Source organism: Paraburkholderia sp., from assembly GCF_050742655.1.
Taxonomy (GTDB): domain Bacteria; phylum Pseudomonadota; class Gammaproteobacteria; order Burkholderiales; family Burkholderiaceae; genus Paraburkholderia.
This window is the reverse complement of the sequence record NZ_JBOIGG010000003.1, coordinates 92225-106401: the sequence shown is the minus strand read 5'-3', so window position 1 is coordinate 106401 and position 14177 is coordinate 92225. Positions and strand designations below refer to the sequence as shown.

Here is a 14177-nt window from a genome sequence, read left to right as displayed (position 1 = left end):
CGCACTGCGTGGAACGAGACGGCCTCTGTACAATGTGCGCTTTTCGCTCCGTCGACAGTCCACCGCCTCGCAGTGAACCTCCTCATGAATCACGATATCGATCAAGCGCTCGCCGCCGCGCAAAGGCACCTGATGAGCGGCCAGTTCGACGCGGCCGCGCAACTGCTGCACGGCATCCTGTCGACTGTTCCGGACCACGGCGATGCGCTGGCGGGGCTCGGTTTCATTGCGGCGAAGCAGGGCGATCATGCGCGTGCGGCTGACTACATGACGCGGGCGTCGTCGCGGATGTCGATGTCCGCGGAACAGCTGAATTTCTCGGCACAGGTGTGTCAGCTCGCGGACCGTCATGCCGACGCGGTCGCGCTGTTCGAGCGCTGTGTCGCGCAGGCTCCGGGTCAACTGCCGTCGTTGCACGGCATGGCGATGTCGCTGATCGCGCTGGACGAGTTGCAACGGGCACTCGACATCCTCACGCAGATCTGTACGAAACAGCCGCAGCTCGCCGAAGCGCACTACAACCGCGGCTCGCTGCTCGGCCGGATGGAGCGTCACGACGAAGAACTCGACGCGTACCGCAAGGCGATCGCGCTCAAGCCGAATTTCGTGCGCGCGTACGTCAATCTTGGTGTAGCGCTGCGTGACCTGCAGCGCTTCGACGATGCGTTGCTGCAATTCAAAAAAGCGCTGTCGATCGATCCGAACGATGCGGGCGCGCGCACCAATCGCGCCCAGACAAATCTGCTGCTCGGCGAATTCGAGCACGGCTGGCGTGAATATGAATGGCGTTGGCGCGACGGGACATCAAGCCACGGTTTTCCCGTCGATACGCTCTGGACCGGTGCGCAGTCGCTCGCCGGCAAGACCGTGTTCGTGCATCACGAGCAGGGGTTCGGCGATACGCTGCAGTTCGTGCGTTTCGTCGATCGGCTGAGTGCCGCTGGCGCGCGGGTTGTATTGCGCGTTCAGGATGCGTTGCTGCCGTTGCTCCAGCACTATCCGGGCACTGCGGAAGTCATCGGCGAAACGGCACCCGTGCCGCCGTTCGACTTTCACGTTCCGCTGATGAGCCTGCCGTTTGCGCTGAAAATCCGCGCGGGCGATCTCGCGATGGTGGGTCCTTACCTTGGTGCTGATGATGCACGCGCCGCGCAATGGGACGATCTGTTTGCGTCAGATGCACATGTTGGTCGGAGGCCGCGTGTCGGGATCGTGTGGTCGGGGAGTCGAACGCATGTGAACGATCGCAGGCGCTCGATCCCGCTCGAACAACTGATGCCGCTGTTCGATGCCGATGCGGATTTTTTCGCGCTTCAGCAGGATGTGCGCGATGGCGACCGTGCGTGTGTGGTCCAGCTGGAACAGCGCGCGGTGCTACGGGATTTGTCTGCGCGGCTCGTCACATTCGCCGATACCGCGGCATTGATCTCGCGTGTCGACCTCGTGATCAGTGTCGACACAGCGGTCGCGCACCTGGCCGGCGCGCTCGGCAAACCGCTATGGCTCATGTTGCCGTTCATGCCGGACTGGCGGTGGCAACTCGGTAGAAGGGATAGTCCGTGGTACCCGACGGCGCGTCTGTTCCGGCAAACTTCGCCGGGGGATTGGGCGGGTGTGGTTGCTGTGCTGCGGATGGGAATCGATGCGTTGTCGCGTGGGTGAAGCAGTGCCGTCGAGAAGCTGCTTTGGCTGCGTTCGGCAGTCGATGTAGCTTGGGCATAGTATTTGACATAAGATAAATTATCAACTTTAAATCTCGCCAGGCATCTCGTCGGAATCGGATGGATTTCGTCAAACTGGCCGACCCGTTGTGCGCCCAAACCACGGTCGTACGACGCAGCTTCTTCAACTCGACGCCTCAGAGTCCAGCGCCCGTTCTTCCTCCCCAGTCGCCTTATCCAGCTCACGTTCGATCTGCTGTCTATTCGCATCGCCCCACGCGCAAAGCGGCATCAGCGCCTGCGCGAGCGTTCGTCCGAAACCCGTCATCTCGTAGTCGACCCGCGGCGGCACCTCGCGGTAGTCCCGCCGGATCACGATCCCGTCATCCACCAACTCTCGAAGCTGCTGGGTCAGAACCTTCTCACTGATCGCACCAACGAGGCGCCTCAGTTCGCCAAAACGCCGCGGTCCGCCATTGAGGTGATAGAGCACAAGCGGCTTCCACTTCCCGCCCACAACCGAGAGCGCAACTTCAAGTCCACAACCCTGCGATCGCTGTTCCATCGAATCATTCTCCGTACTTACCTTTTGGTAGGTACTAGCATATCAGATCGTGCGTACCCATAATCACGACTCCAACCGAATCGGGAGATTGCAAGATGGGTAAGCTGACAGGAAAGGTCGCTGTCGTGACAGGAGCGAATAGCGGCATTGGTCTCGCTACGGCAAAGCGTTTCGCACAGGAAGGTGCGCGCGTCTACATGAGTGGGCGACGCCAGAAAGAGCTCGATGCAGCAGTCGCCGAAGTCGGCGACAACGCGTGCGGCATTCAGGGCGACGTGTCAAATCTTGCCGACCTGGACCGTCTCTTTGCGACAATTAAAAAGGAAGTTGGCACCATCGACGTGCTTTTCGCGAACGCCGGCGGCGGCGAATTTGCGGCACTCGGGGAGATCACGGAAGAGCATTTCGACAAGACCTTTGCGACCAATGTGAAGGGCACGCTCTTCACGGTGCAAAAGGCGCTACCGCTGCTCAAGGACGGCAGTTCGATCATCCTTACCGGTTCGACTACCCAGGTCACCGGGGCGCCGGCTTTCAGCGTCTACAGTGCGAGCAAGGCAGCCATTCGCAATTTCGCGCGCAGCTGGATTCTCGATCTGGCGCCGCGCAAGATCCGCGTCAACGTGCTCGTGCCGGGTGCCACGTCGACACCGGGCTGGCATGCGCTCGCGTCGTCGGACGAGACGAGCAAGGAGATGATCCGATTCGTTGAGACGACCACCCCACTCGGTCGTCTCGCTGACCCGGCCGAATCGGCAAGCGCCGCCCTCTTTCTCGCCTGCGACGACAGCAGCTTCGTCACAGGAAGCGAACTCTTCGTGGATGGCGGATCGGCGCAGGTCTAGGGGCACCGGTCGAGACCCTACCGCGGAATTGCTGCTACAGCCTCAACTTCGACAAGGACTCCAGGAAGGAACAGGGCGCTAACGCCAAGTAGCGTGCTTGCGGGAGGACGTTCCATATTGATGTAACGTCCCCGGACAGATCGGATCGTCGACAGCATCGATTGATCGTAGTCCACCACATAGAGGGTTAGACGTGCCACATTCTCGAACGTGGCACCGGCCTCATGCAAAACGGTCCGTAGATTCTTGAACGCCTCGTCGAGTTGAGTCTCCAGATCAGTGCCGATGACCCCTTCAGTTCCATATGCCACTTGCCCGGAAATGAACAGCAGGTTGTCGCCGGAAACCAGCATGGCCTGCGAAGGCTGGGGAATCGATTGTCCAGCCGGGTTGATTGCTCGCATCATGGATTCGTCTGTAGAAGGTTTAAGTTCTGGCCGCCACTTCCGCTCCACCTCACGCTCGATGCTGCGCTGGATTTTCAATCCTGGGGTGAAGCTGGAAATGCTTTTACCTGCGTAAAGAAAGCGAGCCAGTCCTCAAGATGGTAGGTGCGTGCAACCCGTCCGTCCCGAATCTCGTGAAATTCGTGCAGTGCGATGTTGAATCTGGCCTGCTTGCCCTCCACGCCAAACAGCGAGCCGACGTGGAAACCGCTCATTCGCGCACGCACACCGACGCGATCGCCATCGACCAGCACATCGTCGACGATGACCTCAAGGGAGTCGAATGCGTTTGACAGCATCGCGAACACCGGACCGACTCCGTCGGATCCAGGGGTCTGCGTCGGCGCGAGCGGAATATCCTGCCAGTCTTCAGTCACTACCGCCCTGAGCGCATCGACATCCTGCTTTTCAAATGCAGCGTAAAACCGCTGCATCAACCGGGAAACGTTGTTGGAAACCATGTTGTTCACCATGCCGCCGGAGCGGATTCACGAAAAAATTGACCAGTCGGACCATCATCGGGAAGTAACGCGGCATGTATCACAGCAGTCGCTCCCTCCTCCACCGATAGCGGTGCATCCGGGCCACCTTGCGCGGTTCGCACATGACCAGGCGATGCTGCATTGACCAGGATTCGCTCGCTGTGCAACGCGTCTGCGAGTTTCACCGTGAGCATATTCAGCGCTGCACGAGAAAGGCTGTAACCCGGTGCTCCCGGGTAATGCAGACTCAACGAGCCCATATCGCTGGACACGTTAACGATACGGCCGCGGCCGCTTCGATCCATCAGCGGCAGCAATGCTGTCGTGATGCGCCACGTACCGACTACGTTGGTCCCGAATGCCATCTCCGCAGCCGCCAGATCCGGTGCAAGCACATCGTTCGCGAAATCGAAGTGCGCCCCGGCATTGTTCACAAGCACATCGATCGTTCCAAAGCTGTTCTTAAGCCAGCCCGCGAATTGGACAACCGATTCTTCATCGCCAATTTCAAGGGGGTATCCAGATACTTTCACGCCCTCTTTCGAAAGCGCCCGCGCGACTTGCCCGGCTTCGTCCGCACGACGTCCGGTAATCACGACGGTAAAGCCACGTGCAATGAATTCACGAGCCAGGGCAGCTCCTATGCCGCGCGTACCGCCCGTGACTACCGCGACCTTCGCTCTTACGCCATTGCCTGTCGTTTCAGTTAACACCGTCAATTTGACCTCATCTATGTTTATTCATTGCCCAGCAATCCACCGCCAGGATGACTTCACTACCCCGCACCTTCGATACTCGGCCGCAGCAGGTCTTCAACGCCCAACCGACGGAAGTAGTCACGCTGCAGTTCGGCAGTGACGTCATTGATGCGACCAACATTTCGACCTTGCGGATCGACGTCGACTCGTCTGGGGCGTGTCCCAGGCGTCATCGAGACGATGTCGCGAACGGCTTCAGCCACCTCCTCGACGTCGTGACGTCGGTCCGGCAGATTGGTCCGATCAAGACGTTCGGCCAGCTCTCCAGCAAGACCCTCGAGACGGCCGTACTGCGACACCACTTCCGTGTCGATCGGGCTCACCGCATGCTTGAAGTGGTTGGTACCGGTGGTGTATGCACCGGGTTGAACGATGACGGTCTCAATACCGTAGCGTGCGACCTCCAGTCCCATGACTTCAGCGAGCACATCGCCGGCGGCCTTGGACGCCGCGTACGGACCAGTGAACGGATCAGGCAACCGGTTGATGCCGCTGCCGATATAAACCAGCAGGCCACGGCCCGCGCGACGCATCGCAGGCAATGCGGCCCGGTTCACCCGCACCCAGCTGATCGCGTTGAGATCGATAATTTCCGCAACTTGCTCGGGTCGAAACGCCTCGGTCAGTCCGTGCATCATCATCGCGGCATTGTTGATCACCACATCGATGCGCCCTTCCTGCGCAAGAATCAGATCGACCGCAGCCCGTGCGCTCTCCTCGCTTCGCACATCGAGTTCAACCGGTCTTAGCGCAATCTTTTCGTTGTCGGCGACGGCACGCAATTCCGAAGCCCGTTCTTTTGAATGCCCGCCAACGTCGCGCATTGACGCGTAGACGATGTGCCCTGCCCGCGCAAGCTCAAGAGCGATGACCTTGCCGAAGCCGGAGCCGGCTCCCGTGATCAGGATGGTCTGTTGCTGGCTCATGAAACGATGCCTCCATTGACCCGGATAGTCTGTCCGTTGATCCACGCTGCAGCAGGCGTGCCAAGGAAAGCGATCACGTTGGCGATGTCATCGGGCTTGCCCAAACGACCGAGCGGCGTCATGTCGCGAAAACTTTGCGTCCGTTCCGGTGTGTTCGCATCGTGGAGCAGTTCGGTATCCGTCGGCCCTGGCGCCACGGCATTGACGCGAATTCCGCGCGCGCCCAGCTCCTTCGACAAGCTGCGCGTGAGTGCCTCGACAGCCGCCTTGCTAGCGCAATACGGACCGTATCCCGGCGGGGACATGCCGATCACACTCGTCGAGAGGTTGACGATGGCACCACCGTCGACAAGCCGGGTCGCGGCGAGACGGCAGCCATTGAGCGTGCCCCGCACGTTAATCGCGAACAGCCGGTCGAACCATTCATCGTCGACCTCCGCGATACGCTTCGCAGACATGAGGCCGGCGTTGTTGACGAGCAGTGCAACAGGGCCTGCCTTCGTCTCCGCCTCGTCGAACAATCGAGCAAAGTCATCCGCCTTGCTGATGTCGGCCCGTATGGCATATGCAATGTCGCCGGCCCCGGTGATGGAGGCGACAACGTTGTCTGCCTCCTCCTTATTTGAAACATAGTTGACGATCACAGCGAAGCCGCTTGCGGCCAATCGGCGCGCAATCGCGGCACCGATACCACGCGAAGCGCCTGTGACGATCGCGACATTAGATGGAACAGACATCGGCAACCTCTCCTTCGATATTTCGACTATCTCGCTGACTGAGCCATCAGCTTCGAATGGAGTATGGAAGTGCACCGGCATATATCCAACAAATGACGTTTATTTGATATTATTCACCGCATGGATATTGAAGGCTTCGATCTGAACCTGCTAGTGGCTTTCGACGCGTTGATAGCAGAGAGGCACGTCACTCGCGCGGCGGCGCGCATAGGGATTAGTCAGCCGGCTATGAGCGCGGCCCTCGCTCGATTGCGGAAAGCAACCGGGGATCCGCTATTTGTGCGCAGTTCGCATGGGCTTGCTCCCACGCCTCGAGCAAGCGATCTCGCGCTTCCACTTCGGCAGGCGCTTGAAACTGTCCGCACCGCCCTTCATCTGGAGCCGGCTTTCGATCCAGCGACCAGCAACCACGTATTCACGCTTGCGCTCGCCGATCACCCTGCCTACGTTCTTTTGCCCCAGCTCGCCGCAAAGCTGTCCGTCAGCGCTCCGGGCATCGATTTGCGGGCACGCTCCTTCGTTGATCGCCGGGATGCCATCGCGCTTCTCGATAGCGGGGACGTCGACCTCGCAATCGGGGTAGCGCCGGGAAACGAGACGAGAATTCTTCACTACCCGTTGTTCGATGAGCCGTTCGTCGGCATCGCGCGTGCGGGCTCGCCCGCTTCTTCGTCGTTCGATACGGTGGATGGGTTCGTCGCAGCCACTCACGTCCTTATTTCTCCGGAAGGCGACGGCAAAGGTGTCGTCGACATCGCCCTCGCAGAGATGGGTCGCGCCCGGCGCGTGGGTATCTCCGTGGCACATCCCTACATCGCCCCTATCGTGGTCGCGGAAACCGGTTACATCGCGACCGTGATGTTCGGAATCGCAGCCAACTGCAGTGTCGCGGAACGACTGAGCATCCATGCGTTACCGATTCAGGTTGCCCCGGTAACGTTCCATCTTCTCTGGAATCGACGGACAGATGCTCACCCGGCTCATCGGTGGCTACGCAACCTGCTGATCGAACTGGCAGAGCCGATCCGCCAGACGGGTGCGCGGAAAATCCACGGCGGCTGAAGTTTCAGCCGGTTAAATGTTCAACCACCGGCAATACGTTCCGGCCATGAAAAAGCCGACCTCGCAGGGTCGGCTTGGGCCATCGGTTCCAGCTATCAACTCATGCTGCTGCAAGAGTGCATCGTACTTCCGGCCCGATGCAGGCGAATACATCAATGTGTGAAAAGCCTTCGTCAGGCAGGTGTACTGTACGCGGCGTTGCTTAAAGAGAACTTAAATTGCCGCCCCTGCCGATCCGATCACACGCGGCAGACAACCCCGCCGCTTTCAGCACCCTCGCCGGCCACTTTTGCGCCTTCGATCCCGGATTCGCGCGGATGTACTATTCAAGGACACGCCCACAGGGTTGCCCGACGCGCCCACCGACATGGAAACGACCATGAGCAGCAAATCCTCAGGACCGTCCGACGATCTGGTGCAAGGCGGCCGTCGTCACCATCAGATTTTTCCGGTGCTGGACGACAGACAGTTTGCGTTGCTGGAAAGATATGGCGAGCGGCGCAGGCTGGAAACGGGCGAGGTGCTGTTCACCGAGGGTGAACGCCACATCTCCATGTTCGCTGTCGTCTCCGGATCAATCGAGGTGACGAGAAGCGCCCCCGATGGTCCTCACGTGCTGGGCATACATGGGCCGGGAAATTTCACCGGCGAGGTCGGGACACTGGCCGGTCGTGCCGCGGTAGCCACTGCACGCGCGATTTCGGCGTGTGAAGTCATCGTCATCAACGAGGAGTCGTTACGCGCGCTGGTGATCGCAGAAGCTGAGCTAAGCGAAACCATCATGCGTGCCTTTATTCTTCGCCGGGTCGCATTTATCCAAGGTCAGTTCGGGGGCGTCCTGGTGATTGGCAGCACATCGTCCGCCGCTACGCTCGGCCTGCGTCATTTTCTCAGCCGCAACGGTCAACCTTCGGCTTACTTCGATATCGTCGAGCATCCAGAGGCAACCGAACTACTCACTCGCCACGGTGCAACGGGTGCCGATGTCCCGGTCATCATCACGTTGCAAGGCGTGGTGCTCAAGCAACCGAATACCCGCGAACTGGCTGATGCAATCGGTCTGAGTCCCGACAGGTTAGATGGCGAGCACTTCGACGTCGTCGTGGTCGGCGCCGGACCGGCAGGCCTCGCGGCCGCGGTCTATGCAGCCTCCGAGGGATTGAAAGTCGCGGTCGTGGACAAGAAAGCGCCGGGCGGCCAGGCCGGAACCAGTTCGAAGATCGAAAATTACTTTGGATTCCCAACCGGCATCACGGGGCAAGCGCTTGCCGGCCGGGGTTTGTCTCAATGCCGAAAATTCGGCGCCGAGGTGGGCGTGCCTGTCGAAGCGCTCGGAATAGAGTGCCGGGGCGCACCGCCCTTTCATATCAGGCTCAATTACGACGAGAGCGTTTTCGCGCGCGCCGTCATCATCGCGACCGGCGCACGCTATCGAAAGCCACCGCTTGCCCGCATCGAGAACTTCGAGGGACGAGGTGTTTACTACAGCGCGACGTTCATGGAAGCCGCGCTCGCACGCAACGAAGAATTGATTGTCGTCGGCGGTGGGAATTCAGCGGGACAGGCCGCGGTGTTCCTGTCAGGATTTGCGCGCCATGTTCACGTCATGATTCGGGGCGACGGACTCAATGCAAGCATGTCCGACTACTTGATCAAACGAATCGGCGCTGCGGCCAATATCACGCTTCATCTACATACACAGCTTGCTGAATTGTGCGGCGATACAGCACTGGAATCCGTCAAATGGGATCGACAGGGGCGCATCGAGCACAAACCTATCCGGCATGTCTTCCTGTTTCTCGGAGCGCAGCCCAATACCGGCTGGCTCGGCGACTGCGTTGCCCTCGATAAAACAGGTTTCGTACTAACCGGAGCCGGCACGGACGACAAGTGGACTTCAGAGCGCCCTCCGCACTGTCTGGAGACAAGCCAGCCGGGAATCTTTGCAGTGGGCGACGTTCGTAGCGGCTCGGTCAAGAGGGTCGCTGCAGCGGTGGGCGAAGGAGCGGCCGTCATGCAGTCGCTCCACCAGTACCTGGCCGCAGACGTTCGGTAGCGCCTGTCAGCCGGCGGTCATCCCGGCAACTTCACCCTGAAAATGGTGAACGGTCCGGAACGCGGCAGACGATTCTTGAATGCCACCTCCCAGAGGTGGGAGTCCGCGATGTAGAGGTAGCCCTGGCTGATGGCGAAACCATCCGCCCAGGAAAGCCGCCCAGGAGCGCGCACGAAGAGGCGCGATTTCACGTGGTGTGTAGCGGGATCGATGTCCAGCGCAACGACGGTGCTGTGTTCGAGATCGCCACCGTAAAGCGTCCCATGCCGATCCATGATCAAACCGCCGGTCAGTTCGGCCGAGCCGAGATATTGCACCTTCCGCGATAACTGGTCGGCGGTCAGCCCGATGTCGATCAGCGCACGGGTTGGCACCCGCCAGTAGTGGTGATCGGTCAGCGGTCGGTAGTAGACCCATCTGGCGTCCGGAGAGAGGGCGATGCCATCGGCGTGGATCGCAACCTGCTTGCCCGCGTCAGTTTCCGCAGGCTGATCCCCGATCATCAGATGCTGCTGAGGATCGGCAAAAGTCGAGCGATCGCCGACCAGAACCTGCCGCGATTGACCTGTTTTGAGGTTCAGCACGATCAGACTACCGCGACTACCGACGTTGGTCAGGTACGCGTACTGATGGACCAGGTCGATGCGTACGTCGTTGATGGAGTCGGTCGCGGAAACTGTGCCCTCGAAGCCATAGCTGCGGATGATCGTGTTGCTGCCGAGGTCGAACTCGACCAGCTTGGGCTTCGCTCCTGGACCCGCGGCCGCCAGCACAGCCCGCCCGGAATCGAGCACCCACAGGTGGTCGGCTTTGTCGACCCACATCGCCTGAGGGACCGCCCACTCATGCTCCGTGTCGGTGCCGGACGTGTTCCAGGCCTGATCGGGGTACGGGGTCACCGCGCCGGTTTGCGCATCGACCTCGACGAGCCTGTCGCCGGACTGGGCTGCGGGGGCACTGGCAAAGATACGACCTTCGTGAGACACGCCGATACCCACGAGCTTGAACGTGTCGAAGGTCTTGACGGTTTCGAGAGGTGGTCCGTAATCGCCCTGCGCCTCGGCCGATACAACCGGTGAGATACCGCCAGCCATGGCGGCACACAACACCGCGTTTCCCGCAAGCTTTGCTATCTTCACTTCGTGTCCTCTTGTCAGGTGGTCTGCCAGTTCGGACTAGCTGAACGAACGCGGATTAAATAATAAACCTCCGCGCTGCCATCAGTCTTGCCACCGCGCACTACCGTGCCACAACCGGCGCAATCGCGGCTCACACGGGCATGAACCCTGTTGCAGCGGACCGGGTCGAAATCGCACCTGCAATCAGCAAGGAGTCGGCGAGATCATGCCATTGCGATTTTTCGTGTCCTCGCCCACGCGCCGGATCATTTCCCCCAATGTCTAACCTCGAACGCCATCGCGTCGCGCACGACCTCCAGAAAACTGTCGACGATCGGGTTCGTGTACTGGAGGTTCGGACACACGGTAAAACCGCGGAACATGACGTCCGGTGAAAACGGCCGGAACGCGATCTTCGCGGGATTCGCGTCGACAGTTGCAAGCGGATTCACGACGCCGATTCCCAACCCGCGCGACACCATCGCGCAAATCGTCGCACCGTATGGCGTTTCGATCGTCGGCACCTGGTTGACTTCCGCCTGCCGCAGCACGCGATCCAGCGACGAACGCGTATCGTCCGCATACGACGGCAAGATCAAACTCTCGCCGCGCAGATCGCGTGCATGGATGCGTTTGCGTGCCGCGAGTGGATGTCCGGCCGGCAGTGCGCACACGCCAGGCAGCCGGTATAGCTCGGCGCTCGTGACACCGAACACGTCGGGCGTCGTCGTGGCGAATCCGACATCGCAATAGGCCGACGACGCCCAACGCTGGATCGTTCCCTCGCTACGCATCTCAAGCGATATCACGATGCGTGGATTCGTCGAGAGAAACCGCTCGATTACGGTGGGCACAAATGACAATGCAAGCACGGGCGATGCGACCAGCCGCAGACGGCCGCTTCCTAGCTCGCGAATCTCGCGTGCGGAGTGCGCGAGTTTCTCGAGGCCTACAAAGCTCCGGTCCACTTCGCGATAGAACGCACTGCCGGCATCCGTGGCCTGAATGCGTCCACCGTTGCGCGTGAACAGCGCCAGCCCCGACGACTCCTCCAGTTCCGCAATCAGCCGGCTGATACTGGGCTGCGACGTGCCCAATTCCTCGGCGGCCGCGGTCATCGAGCCACGCAACATGACCAGCCGGAACGCTTCGATCTGACGTTGATTCATCCACTCGCCTCGTCTGCTTTCGTTGCTTCCGCCTTCAGGTTGCCATATCAAAATTGAATAGCATGCCTTTTTGGCGGTATTTGACCGGATGGACGGCGCAAATCTAGACTGGTTCGCAACCCGTCCCCTGCACTATCCGATGCGCTCCGATGCCCTGCTGTTTCACGACGACTTCCGTGCGGCTCCGTACTGGTGGGACGCGGCGCCACCCGAGACGGTGCGCGACGCGTTGCCGTCCAGCGTCGATGTGGTAATCGTCGGCAGCGGGTATTGCGGCTTGTCAGCGGCAGCGGAAGCCGCGCGACACGGTGCCAGCGTCGCCGTGCTCGACGCCGCCGAGATCGGCGCAGGCGGCAGCACGCGCAGCGGCGGCATGGTGTCGAGCGGACAGAAACTTGCGCTGACCAACGCGATTCGCGGGGTGTCGGCGGAACGGCTGGGACGGCTGATGTGCGAGTCGATGGCCAGCTTCGACTATCTGAAGCGCCTCGTCGCCGATGAATCGCTCGACGCCGATCTGCAGATCACTGGCCGCTTCTTCGGCGCATTCACCCCAGGCCACTTCGAGCGTTTGCGCCGCCAGGGCGATTTGCTGCGCGACAAGACCGGCGTCACGGTCCATGTCGTGCCGCGCGCGGAACAGCATACGGTGATCGGCTCGGACTACTACTACGGCGGCATTCTCGTCGACGAATATGGCGGCCTTCATACGGCTAAATATCATCGTGCGTTGCGCGATCTCGCGCGGCGTTGCGGCGCGAGTCTGCATTCGCATGCGGGCGTGGAGCGAATCGAACGGAATGAGCACAACACGGGCTTTCGGATTCACACCGTACGCGGCACGGTCGACGCAAAGCATGTGCTGGTCGCGACCAACGGCTATACCGGGCGACTGTTACCGTTCTTCTCGCGACGCGTGCTACCGGTCGCGAGTTACCAGATCGCCACGGAACCGCTGCCGCCAGGCCTGATGGCTGTGCTGAATCCGGGGCGCCGGATGATCAGCGATTCGAAGCGCAATCTGTTCTACACGCGGCCATCGCCCGACGGCACGCGGATGCTGTTCGGCTCCCGCCCCGCGATGCGCGAAGTCAGCGAGCGCGACGCGGCCAGGATGCTGCACGCGAAGATGATCGAGTTGTGGCCCGCTTTGCGCGACGTGCGCATCACGCACGCGTGGAAGGGCTATGTCGCGATGACGGGCGACAAGCTCGCGCACATCGGCGAGCAGGACGGCATTCACTACGCACTGGGTTGCAACGGCAACGGCGTCGCGCTGATGAGCTATCTCGGCACGCGCGTCGCGAAACATATGCTTGGACTCGATGCGCAACTCGGCGCATTCGGCGAAGGCGCATTTCCGGTCAGCCGCGCGGGTATCGCCAGCCGCCTGACCGTGCCGGTCGGCACGGCCCTCTATCAGTTCGACGATCTCTGGAGCGGCCGCGTACGTGCCGCTCTTTCCTGACAGCATGTCCACCCTTTTCCTTGCATCGCAAGTCCAGGTCCTCTCGACGGAGCAAACATCATGCGCTTACGCCACCTTCTCAGTCTCATCGCGGTCATCGTACCGCTATCGCTTGCGTTGACAGGCAACGCGCGTGCTGACGACGTCGGCACGCTAACGCCGGGCAAGCTGATCGCCGGCGTCGATGCGAACAACAAACCGTATTCGTATATCGACAACGGCAAGATGACGGGCTTCGACGTCGAGCTGCTTCGCGCTGTCGCAGCAAAGCTCGGCCTGAGTACGGAGTTCCGTGCGCAGGACTTCAGCGGCTTGCTGCCGAGCGTCGCGAGCCAGCAGATCGATCTGGCTGCCGGCTCGATTTCGATCACGAAGGAGCGCCTGAAGATGGTCGATTTCTCAGAAGGCTATCTGACCGGTCTGCTTAGCGTTGCGACCTTACCCGACAGCGTGATTACCAGCGATCCCGCATCGGTGAAGGGCAAGCGAATCGGTGTCGTGCAAGGCACTATCGAGGACACGTATTCGGACAGCTATCTGCCGGGCGCGCAGATCGTGCGCTTTCCGAACCTGAACACGGGGTTCCTGTCGTTACGCTCGAAATACATCGACGGCTACTTCGTCGACAAGACGCTCGTTGAAGGATTGCAGGCGAAGTATCCGCAAATGAATATCGCCGACAAGCTCGACATCTCGGCGGTCAATCTGCCCGCCGGTTTTCCGGTACATAAAGGCAACACGAAGCTGGAGGCCGCTCTAAACAAGACCATCGACGAGCTGGTCGCCGATGGAACATGGGTGAAGCTGTATCTGCAGTTTCATCCGGGCTATCCGAAGCCCGCGAGCCTTCCGCCGTATGCGATGAAAACCGGTAGCTGAGCGCG

General features: G+C 60.5%; 14 protein-coding genes. 6 read left to right on the top strand and 8 right to left on the bottom strand.

Annotated features, from left to right (window positions below):
• Nucleotides 1-84 precede the first annotated feature (84 nt).
• Nucleotides 85-1662, top strand: coding sequence for a tetratricopeptide repeat protein (locus ACREXZ_RS05660; protein ID WP_431763065.1), 1578 nt, complete (start codon nt 85-87; stop codon nt 1660-1662).
• 183 nt (nt 1663-1845) lie between these two features.
• Here ACREXZ_RS05660 and ACREXZ_RS05655 read toward each other — a convergent pair whose 3' ends face one another.
• A complete protein-coding gene (locus ACREXZ_RS05655; protein ID WP_431763064.1) occupies nt 1846-2226 on the bottom strand; it encodes a winged helix-turn-helix transcriptional regulator in 381 nt (126 codons plus the stop codon).
• Nucleotides 2227-2321: 95 nt separating this feature from the next.
• Here ACREXZ_RS05655 and ACREXZ_RS05650 point away from each other — a divergent pair, with 95 nt between their 5' ends.
• The gene (locus ACREXZ_RS05650) at nt 2322-3071 is read left to right on the top strand and encodes an SDR family NAD(P)-dependent oxidoreductase (protein ID WP_431763063.1); all 750 of its coding nucleotides are present in this window, start codon (nt 2322-2324) and stop codon (nt 3069-3071) included.
• Nucleotides 3072-3088: 17 nt separating this feature from the next.
• Here ACREXZ_RS05650 and ACREXZ_RS05645 read toward each other — a convergent pair whose 3' ends face one another.
• From ACREXZ_RS05645 to ACREXZ_RS05625, 5 genes are all read right to left on the bottom strand, one after another.
• Nucleotides 3089-3478 carry a RidA family protein gene (locus ACREXZ_RS05645; RefSeq protein WP_431763062.1) on the bottom strand — a complete coding sequence of 130 codons (390 nt, stop codon included), beginning with the start codon at nt 3476-3478 and terminating at the stop codon, nt 3089-3091.
• Between the two features lie 74 nt (nt 3479-3552).
• A complete protein-coding gene (locus tag ACREXZ_RS05640) occupies nt 3553-3978 on the bottom strand; it encodes an ester cyclase (protein ID WP_431763061.1) in 426 nt (141 codons plus the stop codon).
• A 5-nt stretch (nt 3979-3983) separates the two neighbouring features.
• Complete coding sequence (locus ACREXZ_RS05635; RefSeq protein ID WP_431763349.1) at nt 3984-4712, bottom strand: SDR family NAD(P)-dependent oxidoreductase; 729 nt, start codon at nt 4710-4712, stop codon at nt 3984-3986.
• Between the two features lie 62 nt (nt 4713-4774).
• Nucleotides 4775-5683 carry an SDR family oxidoreductase gene (locus tag ACREXZ_RS05630; RefSeq protein ID WP_431763060.1) on the bottom strand — a complete coding sequence of 303 codons (909 nt, stop codon included), beginning with the start codon at nt 5681-5683 and terminating at the stop codon, nt 4775-4777.
• Nucleotides 5680-6420, bottom strand: coding sequence for a glucose 1-dehydrogenase (locus ACREXZ_RS05625; protein ID WP_431763059.1), 741 nt, complete (start codon nt 6418-6420; stop codon nt 5680-5682). The genes ACREXZ_RS05630 and ACREXZ_RS05625 overlap by 4 nt, the downstream gene beginning before the upstream one ends.
• 120 nt (nt 6421-6540) lie before the next feature.
• Between ACREXZ_RS05625 and ACREXZ_RS05620 the strand changes: the two genes are divergently transcribed.
• Nucleotides 6541-7482 (top strand): LysR family transcriptional regulator, encoded by a 942-nt coding sequence (locus ACREXZ_RS05620; protein ID WP_431763058.1) that lies wholly within the window; start codon nt 6541-6543, stop codon nt 7480-7482.
• Nucleotides 7483-7861: 379 nt separating this feature from the next.
• Nucleotides 7862-9538, top strand: a complete 1677-nt coding sequence (locus ACREXZ_RS05615) for an FAD-dependent oxidoreductase (protein WP_431763057.1) — start codon at nt 7862-7864, stop codon at nt 9536-9538.
• Between the two features lie 17 nt (nt 9539-9555).
• Here the strand turns inward: ACREXZ_RS05615 and ACREXZ_RS05610 are convergent, their stop codons facing one another.
• Complete coding sequence (locus tag ACREXZ_RS05610; protein WP_431763056.1) at nt 9556-10677, bottom strand: L-dopachrome tautomerase-related protein; 1122 nt, start codon at nt 10675-10677, stop codon at nt 9556-9558.
• Nucleotides 10678-10922: 245 nt separating this feature from the next.
• Nucleotides 10923-11825 carry a LysR substrate-binding domain-containing protein gene (locus ACREXZ_RS05605; protein ID WP_431763055.1) on the bottom strand — a complete coding sequence of 301 codons (903 nt, stop codon included), beginning with the start codon at nt 11823-11825 and terminating at the stop codon, nt 10923-10925.
• Between the two features lie 139 nt (nt 11826-11964).
• On the opposite strand from ACREXZ_RS05605, the gene ACREXZ_RS05600 reads away from it, so the two are divergent.
• Together ACREXZ_RS05600 and ACREXZ_RS05595 are read left to right on the top strand one after the other, a co-directional pair.
• Nucleotides 11965-13293 (top strand): NAD(P)/FAD-dependent oxidoreductase, encoded by a 1329-nt coding sequence (locus ACREXZ_RS05600; RefSeq protein ID WP_431763054.1) that lies wholly within the window; start codon nt 11965-11967, stop codon nt 13291-13293.
• 60 nt (nt 13294-13353) lie between these two features.
• Nucleotides 13354-14172 carry a substrate-binding periplasmic protein gene (locus ACREXZ_RS05595; protein ID WP_431763053.1) on the top strand — a complete coding sequence of 273 codons (819 nt, stop codon included), beginning with the start codon at nt 13354-13356 and terminating at the stop codon, nt 14170-14172.
• Nucleotides 14173-14177 lie beyond the last annotated feature (5 nt).